This window comes from Aeromonas sobria (genome assembly GCF_050266975.1).
In the GTDB taxonomy this organism is placed as follows: Bacteria; Pseudomonadota; Gammaproteobacteria; order Enterobacterales; family Aeromonadaceae; genus Aeromonas; species Aeromonas sobria_B.
Genome location: NZ_JBKISU010000017.1, coordinates 43,253 through 55,850 on the forward strand (window position 1 = coordinate 43,253; position 12,598 = coordinate 55,850).

Annotated in this window: 11 protein-coding genes and 1 pseudogene; all 12 read right to left on the reverse strand. The window is 61.5% G+C overall.

Annotated features, from left to right (window positions below; translation table 11 throughout):
• Nucleotides 1–5: 5 nt before the first annotated feature.
• Nucleotides 6–587, reverse strand: coding sequence for a YqaA family protein (locus ACLHZ1_RS11365; RefSeq protein WP_427262178.1), 582 nt, complete (start codon nt 585–587; stop codon nt 6–8).
• Nucleotides 584–1,201 (reverse strand): protein-L-isoaspartate(D-aspartate) O-methyltransferase, encoded by a 618-nt coding sequence (locus tag ACLHZ1_RS11370; RefSeq protein WP_408796706.1) that lies wholly within the window; start codon nt 1,199–1,201, stop codon nt 584–586. Before ACLHZ1_RS11370 ends, ACLHZ1_RS11365 begins: the two co-directional genes overlap by 4 nt.
• 4 nt (nt 1,202–1,205) lie before the next feature.
• Entirely contained in the window at nt 1,206–1,952 is a 747-nt protein-coding gene (surE, locus tag ACLHZ1_RS11375; protein WP_427262179.1) for a 5'/3'-nucleotidase SurE, read from the reverse strand.
• Nucleotides 1,953–1,996: 44 nt separating this feature from the next.
• The gene (gene truD / locus ACLHZ1_RS11380; RefSeq protein WP_427262180.1) at nt 1,997–3,067 is read right to left on the reverse strand and encodes a tRNA pseudouridine(13) synthase TruD; all 1,071 of its coding nucleotides are present in this window, start codon (nt 3,065–3,067) and stop codon (nt 1,997–1,999) included.
• The gene (ispF, locus tag ACLHZ1_RS11385) at nt 3,067–3,543 is read right to left on the reverse strand and encodes a 2-C-methyl-D-erythritol 2,4-cyclodiphosphate synthase (RefSeq protein WP_427262181.1); all 477 of its coding nucleotides are present in this window, start codon (nt 3,541–3,543) and stop codon (nt 3,067–3,069) included. Before ispF ends, truD begins: the two co-directional genes overlap by 1 nt.
• A gap of 79 nt (nt 3,544–3,622) precedes the next feature.
• The gene (ispD, locus tag ACLHZ1_RS11390; RefSeq protein ID WP_427262182.1) at nt 3,623–4,336 is read right to left on the reverse strand and encodes a 2-C-methyl-D-erythritol 4-phosphate cytidylyltransferase; all 714 of its coding nucleotides are present in this window, start codon (nt 4,334–4,336) and stop codon (nt 3,623–3,625) included.
• A complete protein-coding gene (ftsB, locus tag ACLHZ1_RS11395; protein ID WP_427262183.1) occupies nt 4,329–4,637 on the reverse strand; it encodes a cell division protein FtsB in 309 nt (102 codons plus the stop codon). Before ftsB ends, ispD begins: the two co-directional genes overlap by 8 nt.
• 167 nt (nt 4,638–4,804) lie before the next feature.
• Nucleotides 4,805–6,106 (reverse strand): phosphopyruvate hydratase, encoded by a 1,302-nt coding sequence (eno, locus tag ACLHZ1_RS11400; protein WP_041995345.1) that lies wholly within the window; start codon nt 6,104–6,106, stop codon nt 4,805–4,807.
• 89 nt (nt 6,107–6,195) lie between these two features.
• On the reverse strand, nt 6,196–7,833 hold the full coding sequence (gene pyrG / locus ACLHZ1_RS11405; RefSeq protein ID WP_408796700.1) for a glutamine hydrolyzing CTP synthase: 1,638 nt from the start codon (nt 7,831–7,833) through the stop codon (nt 6,196–6,198).
• Between the two features lie 141 nt (nt 7,834–7,974).
• Nucleotides 7,975–8,735 (reverse strand): annotated as a pseudogene (mazG, locus tag ACLHZ1_RS11410) (nucleoside triphosphate pyrophosphohydrolase).
• 79 nt (nt 8,736–8,814) lie between these two features.
• A complete protein-coding gene (gene relA, locus ACLHZ1_RS11415) occupies nt 8,815–11,022 on the reverse strand; it encodes a GTP diphosphokinase (protein ID WP_427262184.1) in 2,208 nt (735 codons plus the stop codon).
• A 150-nt stretch (nt 11,023–11,172) separates the two neighbouring features.
• Nucleotides 11,173–12,495: a 23S rRNA (uracil(1939)-C(5))-methyltransferase RlmD gene (gene rlmD / locus ACLHZ1_RS11420; protein ID WP_427262185.1), complete on the reverse strand. Its 1,323-nt coding sequence runs from the start codon at nt 12,493–12,495 to the stop codon at nt 11,173–11,175.
• Nucleotides 12,496–12,598: the final 103 nt, after the last annotated feature.

Consider the following 12,598-nt stretch of genomic DNA (forward strand, 5'->3'; position numbering starts at 1 on the left):
CATCCTCAACGACTAAACCAGAAATAGGCCGCCACGGCCAGGGCGATGCAGATCCAGCCGAGCACATCCACATAGTGCATCAGCTTGCGCTCCATCTTCTCCCCTCCCCAACGCATCAGGCCCGCCACCAGGAAGAAGCGCATGCCCCGCCCTATGATGGAGGTCACGATGAAGGGGAGGAGCGCCATATGGAGCAGACCTGCCGTGACGGTAAAGACCTTGTAAGGGATGGGGGTGAAGCTGGCAATGAAAATCACCCAGATGCCCCACTGCTCGAACCAGTGCTGGGCCAGGGCTATCTTGTCCTCATAACCGACGGAGACCACCATGGGTTGCACCACCGGCTCCCAGAGCGCATAGCCCAGGCCATAACCGACCACGGCCCCCAGCACGGAGAACAGGGTCGCCAGGGTGGCATAACGCCATGCCTTCTCCGGCTTGGCCAGCGCCATGGGCGCCAGCATGACATCGACCGGAATGGGCCAGAATACCGATTCGATGAAGGCGGTGATCGAGAGGTAATAGGGGGCATATTTATGGCGGGCCCATTGCATCACCAACACATACAGGCGAGAAAACAGCTTCACTCAACATCTCCGTCGACAAGGGGTACAAAACGCACCGGCTCCAGGACTCGACTGGTCAGCTGGGAGCCATTGCGCTCGATGAGTTGCAGGGTCTGATGACTGTCCCCTACCGGTAATATCATGCGGCCGCCATCGGCCAGTTGATCCGTCAGTGCGGTCGGCACTTCGCTTGCCGCCGCCGTGACCAGGATGGCATCGAAGGGGCCCTTGCTGGGCCAGCCGAGCCAGCCGTTGCCATGCTTGGCCGATACATTGTGCAGGTCCAGCTGCCTGAGCCTGCGTCTGGCCTGAAATTGCAGCGATTTTATCCGCTCCACCGTATAGACCCGCTCCACCAGATTGGCGAGCACGGCGGTCTGATAGCCGGATCCCGTCCCGATCTCCAGCACATGGGCGGGATCGTTTTGCATCAGCAGCTCTGTCATCCGCGCCACTATGTAGGGCTGGGAAATGGTCTGCCCCTGGCCGATGGGCAGGGCGGTATTGTCCCAGGCCTTGTGGGCCATGGCCTCATCCACGAACAGCTGACGCGGCACCTTGGCAAGGGCCGCGAGCACGCGAAAATCGCTGATCCCCTGGGCGATGAGTTGATTTAAAAGGCGTTGCACTATCACACCTTCATCCCTGCAGATCCAGCCATGCCCCCAGACCCGCCAGACTGTCGTAGGCAGTCATATCTATGGTCAGAGGGGTAATGGAGACATATCCCTGCTCGATGGCAGCGAAATCCGTGCCTTCTCCCGCATCCTGCTGGGATCCGGGCGGTCCTATCCAGTAGATGGGCTGACCCCGGGGATCCTCGCTGCGGATCACCGCCTCGGCCCGATGACGGTTGCCGAGCCGGGTGACCTTGATCCCCTTGATCTCGCCAAGGGGCAAGTCGGGCACATTGACGTTGAGGATCTGGTTGGCCGGCAGGGGAAACTGCATCAGGCCCTTCACCAACTGCACCGCGTAATGGGCCGCCGAGGCGAAATGGGTCTTGCCCACCAGGGAGATGGCCAGGGAAGGGTAGCCCAGATGGCGCCCCTCGGTCGCCGCGGCGACCGTGCCCGAATAGATGACATCATCCCCCAAGTTGGCGCCATGATTGATCCCCGCCACCACCATGTCGGGCTCAGGGCTCAGCAGCTCGTTGACCGCCAGGTGCACGCAGTCGGTCGGCGTGCCCTTGACCGAGTGATAGCCGGTCTGCGGGATGCGGCTGACCCGCAGCGGCACCTCCAGGGTCAGGGAGTGGCTCGCCCCGCTGCGGTTGCGATCCGGCGCCACCACAGTCACCTCGCCACAGGCGCGCAGCGCCTCGCTCAAGGCGTGGATCCCCTCGGCATGCACGCCGTCATCATTACTCACCAGAATGCGCATCTATGCCCTTCCTGAAACCATAAACAAGGCTTCCTGCCGCATCATCATGACTGAGCAGGTTGCACATCATTGCCATCCGCCTGGCCCTTGAAGCCATGGTCAGCCTCTTCTGCCAGCATCAGCTCACGCACCAGGCTGGTGGCAAACGCCCCGGCCGGCAGGAAGAACGACAGGGTCAGCACCGCGTCATCCAGCTGCCAGCTCATCTGCTCCGGCTTGAGCAGCAGCGGACGCCTGTCCTGATCCAGCCCGGCCTTCTCCAGCCCTTCACACCACTCGCCGTAAGAGGCCAGCACCCCTTGCTCGAACTCGGCGGCGGCGCCCTGGCTCGCCAGTCGGCCGCGGCCCCACTGGGGGGCGGTGAGCTGCACGTCGCCGGAGGCGAGCCGCGCCTCCAACTCGGGAGTCACGCTCTCTTCGCTGAAGATGGAGTGGCTGCCCTTGAGCATCAGGCAATCGCCGGCCAGCAGCCGATTGGCCAGCCCCTGCTCGATGCGAGCGCTGACGATGGCGTTGAACAGCATGCTGCGGGCGGCGGAGAGATAGAGGGAACGCTTGTTGCGATCCTTGATGCGCTTGCCAGCGAACATCGCCTTGGCCGCCTCCAGGTTGTTGCCGCCACGACCAAACCGCTGCTCGCCATAGTAATTGGGCACCCCCTGAGCAGCGATCGCCTGCAGCCGGGCTGTCAGTGTGTCTGCCTGCTCCAGGCCGGTGAGGCGCAGGGTGAAGTGGTTGCCCTTGAGGTAACCGACCCGCAGCTTCTTGTTGTGACGCTTGGCCTGCAGGATCTGGATGCTGTCGCTCTCGATGACCGACAGATCCGGCTCCCCCTTGCCCGGCAGATGGATGCCGAACCACTGCTCGGTCACCGCGTGGCGATCTTTGAGCCCCGCCCAGGTCACCGCATTGCGGTTGACCCCGGCCGCATCGGCCAGCAGGCCGGCGACCCAGGCGGTATTCTCGCCGGTTTTTCGCACCCGGACGAAGATATGCTCCCCCTCGCCGCAGGGTTCGAAGCCCAGATCCTCGACCACCATGAAGTCAGCGGCCTCGGCCTTGAGGATGCCACGGGCGGTGGGGGCGCCGTGCAGATATGCGAGTTGTTGCAGCATTATGTTCTTACCAATAAGACGACGGCTTCGGTGGCAATGCCTTCCTTGCGCCCCGTAAACCCGAGTTGTTCTGTGGTGGTCGCCTTGACGTTCACCCGGTTCAAATCACATTGCAGATCGGCGGCCAGTACCGCGCACATGGCGTCGATATGGGGCGCCATCTTGGGGGCCTGGGCGATGATGGTCACGTCCAGGTTGCCGATGGCATAGCCCGCCTCTTGTACTCGGGCAAACACGTCCCGCAGCAGGATCCGGCTGTCGATATCCTTGAATTGCGCGGCAGTATCGGGGAAATGACGGCCGATGTCACCGGCGCCGATGGCCCCGAGCAGAGCGTCGCTCACCGCGTGCAGCACCACATCTCCATCTGAGTGGGCCAGCAGCCCCTGCTCATAGGGAACGGCGACCCCGCCCAGCATGCAGGGGCCAACCCCGCCAAACTTGTGCACGTCAAAACCATGTCCAATTCGCATCATGCCTGATCCCCCCTCAATACACAGAAATCTGTTTCATCAAAACCATGTCCAATGCGGATCATGCATGCCCCTCTGCGGGTCAATCGGGTCGCGCCAGCTGGCGCGCACTCTGTTGTTGTAAAAAGAGCTCGGCCAGGGAGAGATCTTCCGGTCGGGTCACCTTGATGTTGTCGGCGCGTCCCTCCACCATCCGCACCGGGAACCCGGCACGCTCCATGGCGGAGGCCTCGTCCGTGATGGTGGCGCCCAGCGCCAGCCCCTCTTCCAGCGCCCGCTTCAGGGTGCCGGTGGAAAACATCTGCGGCGTCAGGGCATGCCACAAGCCGTCGCGATCGACGGTCGCCACTATGTTGCCTGCCCCGTCGGTGCGTTTCATGGTGTCGCGCACCCGGCTGCCGAGAATGGCGCCGCCGCTCGCCATGGCGGCGGCGATCAGCTCATCGAGATCGCCATAGGTCAGGCAGGGGCGCGCCGCATCGTGCACCAGCACCCAAGGCCCCGTCGCCACATGGAGGGCATTGAGCACAGAGTAAGCCCGCTCCGCGCCGCCCTGGACCCGCAGGATGCGCGGATCCCTCGCCACGGACAGGGTCTCGAACCAGGTATCATGAGGCGCCAGTGCGACTATGACCTGGGCGATGGCAGGGTGGGTCAGGAGAACGCCCAGCGTGTGTTCCAGAATCGTCTTGCCTGCCAGCGGCAGATACTGCTTGGGGCAGGAGGCCCCCATCCGACTGCCGATGCCGGCGGCAGGCACCACGGCCGTCAGGCCAAGGGAAGCGCCTTCACTCATCCATGTCACCGTCGGCAGGCTCATCCTGCTTGTTCGGGATGATCCGGTAGAAGGTCTCCCCCTGCTTGATATAACCGAGATCGTTGCGCGCCAGCTCCTCGATCGCCTCAAGGCCGGATGTCAGATCGTCTATCTCGCGGTAAATCAAATTGTTACGTTCCTTGAGCGCCTGATTGTCCTGCTCTTGCCGAGCGATGGCATCGGATCTCTCTTGGTAATCGGACAGGCCGTTTTTCCCCAGCCAGAGATGGTATTGCAGGCCTCCCAGCAGGAGGAACAGGATCAGGGTGAATAGCCGCATGCACTAGGTCTCCATCAAGCGGCTTAGTTTCCCATATTCGCGGGAAAGACAAAAGAAAGCAGACACATCCGCGCGCCGACCGGCATAGAAAAGCCGTGCCGCGTCCCCGGGAATGAAAAAACCCCGCCGAGGTGGCGGGGTTTTGAGCGGTGGAAGGAAGGCGGGAATTACGCCTGGCCTTTCACTTCTTTCAGACCGTTGAACGGAGCCTTGGCACCCAGGGCTTCTTCGATACGGATCAGCTGGTTGTACTTGGCAACACGGTCAGAACGGCTCATGGAACCGGTCTTGATCTGGCCAGCAGCGGTACCCACGGCCAGGTCGGCGATGGTCGCGTCTTCGGTCTCACCGGAGCGGTGGGAGATGACGGCGGTGTAGCCGGCGTCCTTGGCCATCTTGATGGCAGCCAGGGTTTCGGTCAGGGAGCCGATCTGGTTGAACTTGATCAGGATGGAGTTGGCGATGCCGTTGTCGATGCCGCGCTTGAGGATCTTGGTGTTGGTTACGAACAGGTCGTCACCCACGATCTGGATCTTCTTGCCCAGCTCGGCAGTCTGGTAGGCGAAGCCTTCCCAGTCAGATTCGTCCAGGCCATCTTCGATGGAGACGATCGGGAACTTGGTGGTCAGGTCGGCCAGGAAGTCGGTGAAACCGTTGGAGGTGAAGATGCGACCTTCGCCTTTCAGGTTGTACTCTTTCTTCTCTGCGTCGTAGAACTCGGACGCGGCGCAGTCCATGGCCAGGGTGATGTCGGTGCCCAGCTTGTAACCGGCAGCGGCAACGGCCTCGGCGATCACTTCCAGCGCTTCGGCGTTGGATTTCAGGTTGGGAGCGAAGCCACCCTCGTCACCGACGGCAGTGTTGTAGCCCTTGGACTTCAGCACCTTGGCCAGGTTGTGGAACACTTCGGCGCCCATGCGGACGGCTTCTTTCAGGGTCTTGGCGCCAACCGGCTGGATCATGAACTCCTGGATGTCGACGTTGTTGTCGGCGTGCTCACCACCGTTGATGATGTTCATCATGGGCAGCGGCATGGAGTAGACACCCGGGGTACCGTTCAGCTCGGCGATGTGGGCGTAGAGCGGCAGGCCCTTGGCAGCAGCGGCGGCTTTGGCGTTGGCCAGGGAAACGGCCAGGATGGCGTTGGCGCCAAACTTGGATTTGTTCTCGGTGCCGTCGAGGTCGATCATGATCTGGTCGATAGCGGCCTGGTCCTTGGCATCTTTACCCAGCAGCGCCTGAGCGATCGGGCCGTTGACGGCTTCAAGCGCTTTGAGCACGCCTTTACCCAGGAAACGGCTCTTGTCGCCGTCACGCAGTTCCAGCGCTTCGCGGGAACCGGTGGACGCGCCAGACGGAGCGGCTGCCATACCAACAAAACCACCTTCCAGGTGAACTTCGGCCTCAACGGTCGGGTTACCACGGGAGTCGATGATTTCACGACCGATCACTTTAACGATCTTGGACATGTGTATTTCCTCAGGTTTCGTAAAAAAACAACAAAAATATGCCAAAAAAAGCGGCTGGGGCCCAGAGCCTCAACCGCATTTATTTTCAATTACTTCAAATTACGCTTCTGATACTCGCCTGCCGCCTTCACAAAACCGGCGAACAGGGCGTGGCCATCACGGGGAGTCGAGGTGAACTCCGGGTGGAACTGCGCCGCCACAAACCAAGGGTGATCCGGGATCTCGATAATTTCCACCAATTTCTTGTCGGCGGAGAGACCGGTCACCTTCAGACCTGCTGCCTCGATCTGCGGCAGCAGCTTGTTGTTCACTTCATAGCGATGACGGTGACGCTCGTAAATGGTCGGGCTGCCGTACATCTGACGCACCTTGGAATCGTCCACCAGGTGGCAGAGCTGGGAGCCCAGACGCATGGTGCCGCCCAGATCGGACTTCTCGGTACGGGTCTCGACGTTGCCTTCTTCATCCACCCATTCGGTGATGAGGCCCACCACGGGATAGGCGCAATCTTTCTTGAATTCGGAGGAGTGAGCCCCTTCCAGACCCGCCACGTTGCGGGCAAACTCGATCAGTGCGACCTGCATGCCGAGGCAGATGCCGAGGTAGGGGATCTTGTTCTCACGGGCATAACGGGCCGCCAGGATCTTGCCTTCCACGCCGCGCTCGCCAAAGCCACCCGGTACCAGGATGGCATCCAGACCTTCCAGCAGCTCTTCGCCGCGGGTCTCGATGTCCTGGGAGTCGATGTACTTGATGTGAACGGAGAGTCGATTCTTCAGGCCGCCGTGCTTGAGCGCCTCGTTGACGGACTTGTAAGCATCCGGCAGGGAGACATACTTGCCCACCATGCCGATGGTCACTTCCGCAGTCGGGTTGGCCTCTTCATAGATGACCTGTTCCCACTCGGACAAGTCTGCTTCCTTGCACTCCAGACCGAAGCGCTCGATGAAGTAGGTGTCCAGATTCTGGGACTTGAGCAGGGCCGGGATCTTGTAGATGGAGTCGACGTCCTTCATGGAGATGACGGCGCGCTCGGGCACGTTGCAGAACAGGGCGATCTTGGCGCGCTCAACGGCCGGGATGGCGCGGTCGGAGCGGCAGATCAGCACATCCGGCTGGATACCGATGGAGAGCAGCTCCTTGACGGAGTGCTGGGTCGGCTTGGTCTTCACCTCGCCGGCGGCGGCCAGGTAGGGAACCAGGGTCAGGTGCATGAACATGGCGTTGTTGCGACCCACTTCCGCGGCCAGCTGGCGCAGGGCCTCGAGGAACGGCAGGGACTCGATGTCGCCCACGGTACCGCCCACTTCGACGATGGCCACCTGATGGCCCTCGGCACCGGCAATCACCCGCTCCTTGATGGCGTTGGTGATGTGCGGGATCACCTGGATGGTGGCACCCAGGTAGTCACCACGACGCTCCTTGCGCAGCACGTCGGCATAGATGCGGCCTGTGGTGAAGTTGTTGCGGCGGGTCATCTTGGTGCGGATGAAGCGCTCGTAGTGGCCCAAGTCCAGATCGGTCTCGGCCCCGTCCTCGGTTACGAATACTTCACCGTGCTGGGTCGGGCTCATGGTGCCCGGATCCACGTTGATATAGGGGTCCAGTTTCATGATGGTCACATCCAGACCACGGGCTTCCAGAATGGCTGCCAGAGAAGCTGCGGCAATGCCTTTGCCGAGGGATGAAACAACGCCACCAGTTACAAAAATATATTTTGTCGTCATGCTGAACCTGAAAGAAGTTTAGGGATTTTTAAGGGGTGCTTCGGGGATGAAGCAGGACGGGGAAACAGTATACCAAAACCCCCTCTCCCAAACAATGAACAAAAATCTATCAGGCCCGCACGCCAGGCGCCTTGCGCCAAATCAACTTTGCTCGGTTTGCTTGGCTCTGTCCCAGGCCCCATCGAGTTTTTCCAGGGAACAATCGGTCATCTTGAGCCCTTCGGCGGCGATAAACTGCTCAACCTGACGAAAGCGGCGCTCGAACTTGGCATTGGCGCCCCGCAGCACCTGCTCCGGATCCTTGCCCAGATGGCGCACCAGGTTGACGGTGGCAAACAGCAGATCGCCGAGCTCGTCGCTCACCCGCGCCTCGTCCACGTCCGCCATCAGCGCCTCTTCCATCACCTCGTCCAGCTCCTCATGGATCTTGTCCACCACGGGGCCGAGCGTCTTCCAGTCGAAACCGACGCTGGCACAGCGCTTCTGGATCTTGGCGGCCCGGGTCAGGGCCGGCAGCGAAAGGGGGATGTCGTCCAGCACGCTCTCTTGGTCGAGCGCAGCCCGCTCCTTGGCTTTCTCTGCCTCCCAGTTCACCTTCACCGCCTGCTCGTCGCCGAGCTCCGCATCGGCAAACACGTGGGGATGGCGGCGAAATCGAACAAGCCCCGCTCCTTGCCGAGCTGGGCATAGAACACCACCTGGAACAGCAAATCCCCGAGCTCCCCCTTCAGCCCCTGCCAATCCTGGGTTTCGATGGCGTCGGCCACTTCATAGGCCTCTTCCAGGGTGTGGGGCACTATGGTCTGGAAGCTCTGCTTGAGATCCCAGGGGCACCCCCCCTGGGGATCCCGCAGGCGAGCCATGATATCGAGCAGTTGTGAGAGGTCGTAACGTTGGGACATGGGATCTTCGCTTTCGATTCGTTCAAGAAGGGTCATGAAGAACAACCGGCCACAGGGGCCGGTCACTTTTAATCGGCGATCAGAGGCGCTTGGCGCTGATCACGTCGTCGAGCTGGCTGAGCTTGGCCAAGGCTCGGTTGAAGGCGTTGATGTTGTAGATCTCCAGCTCCATGTCGATCTCGGCGGTCTGATCCTTGACGTTGGAGCGCGAGCGCACCCCCATGACGTTGATCTTCTCGTTGGCGAGCACAGTGGTGATGTCTCGCAGCAGGCCGGATCTGTCATTGGAGAGGATGCGGATGGTCAGGCCATAGCCGCCGGAGTAGTTCTCCCCCCAGACCGCATCGATCAGGCGCTCCGGATTGCGGCGCGACAGCTCTTTGAGCTGTTCGCAGTCGTCCCTGTGGATGGAGACGCCGCGCCCCATGGTGATGAAGCCCTGGATGGCATCCCCCGGGATCGGCTGGCAGCAGCGGGCGATGTGGGTCATCAGATTGCCCACCCCCTCCACCACTATGTGATCCTTGGGTTTGGGACGGAACGGCGTATTGGCCTTCTGCTCCAGCTTCGCCAGCAGGCGGCGATCTTCCTCCTCCGCCGTCGGCTTGTTGTAGCGGGTGTCAAGGTAGTTGAGCAGCTGGTTGATGCGGATGTCGCCGCTGCCGATCCCCGCCAGCAGATCGTCGAGCTCCTCGGCATTGAATCGCTCCAGCACCACCTTGTCCACCTTGGAGAGGGTCAGATTGTGTCTGTCCAGCTCCTTGTCGAGCAGCTCCTTGCCGGCGGCGACATTCTTGTCCCGATCCAGCTTGCGAAACCAGGTGGCGACCTTGGCCCGGGCCCGGCTGGAGCGCAGGAAGCCGGCGTTCGGGTTCATCCAGTCGCGGCTCGGGTTCGGCTCCTTCTGAGTGATCACCTCCACCTGATCGCCGGTCTGCAGCGTGTAGGTGAAGGGCACGATGCGACCATCTATCTTGGTGCCGATGCAGCGGTGGCCGATCATGCTGTGGACGTGATAGGCAAAATCGAGCGGGGTGGCCCCCGCCGGCAGGTCGATGACGTCGCCTTTCGGCGTGAAGACATAGACCCGCTCCTCGAACACCTGACTGCGCAGATCCTCGAGCAGGGAGCCGCTCTCGGAGAGATCTTCCTGCCAGGCGAGCAGCTTGCGCAGCCACTCTATCTTGTCTTCGAAGTTGGTGGTCTTGCTGGCCTGGGCCCCTTCCTTGTAGCGCCAGTGCGCGGCGACACCGAGCTCGGCATCCTGGTGCATCTGGTCGGTACGGATCTGGATCTCCACCGCCTTGCCCTCGTTGCCCACCACCACGGTATGGATGGATTGATAACCATTGGGCTTGGGGTTGGCGACATAGTCGTCAAACTCGCGGGGAATGTGGTGGAAATGGGTGTGAACTATGCCGAGCGCCGCATAGCAGTCCTGCAGCCGCTTGGTGATGACCCGCACCGCGCGCACGTCGAACAGTTCGTTGAATTCCAGGTGCTTCTTCTGCATCTTGCGCCAGATGCTGTAGATGTGTTTCGGGCGGCCGTAGACTTCAGCCTCGACCCCGGCCTCGGCCAGGGCATCGCGCAGGGACTGCACGAACTCGCGGATATAGCGCTCCCGATCGAGTCGCTTCTCGTCGAGCTGTTTGGCGATCTGCTTGTAGGTCTCCGGGTGCAGGTAGCGAAAGGCGAGATCCTCGAGCTCCCACTTGAGCTGACCTATGCCGAGCCGGTTGGCCAGGGGCGCATAGATGTTGGTGATCTCCTGGGCCATCAACACCCGGGTCTCCTCATCCGCCAGCTTGGCCTCGCGCAGGCAGGCGATCCGCTCCGCCAGCTTGATCACCACGGCGCGCACATCTTCCACCATGGCGAGCAGCATGCGCCGCACATTGTCCACCTGCTCCGGGGAGGTCTCGCTGCGATGCAGGGTCTGCAGGGAGCGGATGGCCTCCATCTCCAGCACCCCTTCCACCAGCTTGGCGATCTTGGAGCCAAAGTCCTCCTCCATGCGGGCGGCCGGGATCAGGCCCGCCTCGACGAAGGGGTAGAGGATGGCCGCCTTGAGGGTGGCGACATCCATGTTGAGCATCATCAGGATGCCCACCATCTCCACACCGCGCACCAGCAGGCGGGAGGTGAGCGCCTCCTCCCCCTGGCTCACGCAATATTGGTATGCGGTTCGCAGCTGATCCTTTTCAGCCTCACCGAGGGAGAGGGAACTGACCCACTCATCCAGGGTGAAGTTGTCTTTCAAGTGAATATCGCGAACCGCAACCATGGTATCAATCCTTAATTGTTGGGACCCGGGCGAACCCGACCCCGCACTTTGATGAGACTCGCCTCAAATGGGGACGCAACAATCCAATTTCAAGCCGGCGTAGCGGCCGATCTCGGTTGTTCTCCCCGGCGAGGCATCAGATTACTGCAATCACCCCAGCTCGAACAACGCCATGGATTCGAGATGACCGGTATGGGGGAACATGTCCAGCATGCCCAGACGAGTCAGCTTGTAGCCCCCCTCCACCAGCACCTTGCTGTCCCGGGCCAGGGTGACCGGATTGCAGGAGACGTAGACCACCCGCCTGGGGGAAAGTTTCACCACATGGCTCATCACCTCCAGCGCACCGGGGCGCGCGGGGTCCAGCAGCACCAGATCGAACCCTTCCCGGGCCCAGGACATGCCGGCGATGTCGCCGCTCAAATCCGCCTTGTAGAAGCGGGCATTGTCGATGCCATTGCGCTTTGCGTTCTGGCTGGCCCGGGCCACCATGGCCAGATCCCCTTCCACCCCGACCACCTCCCTGGCCTTGCGCGCCAGGGGCAGGGTGAAGTTGCCGATGCCGCAGAACAGATCCAGCACCTTGTCCCCGACGCCGACCCCAAGCCAGTCGATGGCCTGGGCCACCATGGCCTGGTTGATGCCGCCATTGATCTGGATGAAATCAGCGGGAGCAAATGCAAGAGTCAGGCCATCCAACGAGTAAGCGGGCTCAAACTGCTGGCTCAGGGGCTCGATACGCTCATCGGCCGCCTGCAGATAGAGGTCTATCCCCTGAGCCTGCGCAAACGCCACCAGCAGGGCGCGATCCGCCTCGTTGGGGCGACCGGTATGGCGCAGCAGCATCAGGATCCCCTGCTCGGCCTGGATGAGCTCCACATGACCCAGCTCACGCTGGCTCTTGAGGCGGTTGAGACACTCGCGCAGCGGCGTGATCAGGGCCGAGAGCGGATCGACCAGCACGGGGCAAGCCCCTATCTCCACCAGGTCGCTGGATTGGCGACGGCGAAAGCCGACCCGAGTGCAGCGGCCGTTCTTGTCAAACTTGATGGCCAGCCGGCAGACCCGGCGATAGGCGCGGGATCCCCCGGTCAGCACGGGGGCGAGGGCCGGCGCCTGGATGTTGCCCAGGCGCTCGAACAGGCTGACCAGTCCAGCCTGCTTGGCCGCTTGCTGATCGGCCTGGGACATGTGCTGGGCATTGCAGCCACCACATTCGCGGTAATGGGCGCAGAACGGAGGGATGCGGTTGTCGGCCGGCAGCACCACCTGCTGCAGGGCGCCGTGGCCATAGTGCTTCTTGTCATCGACGAGGCGAGCCTTGACCCGCTCGCCGGGCAGCGCCCCTTCGACGAAGATGGCCTTGCCCTGATGGCGGCCGATACCGACGCAGTGATGGTCCAGACTGTCTACCGTAAATTCAATGCGTTGGGGCTGGGTGGATTTCTTTTGGGGCTTGAAAAACTGGGCCATAAAACTTGGTGCCTATAGGTGGCTATGTCATGATTGTGGAATCTGCAGCAGGCTATTGTCCCACAAGAATAATAGTATGACCAAATACGGCCTGAGAGCCCGC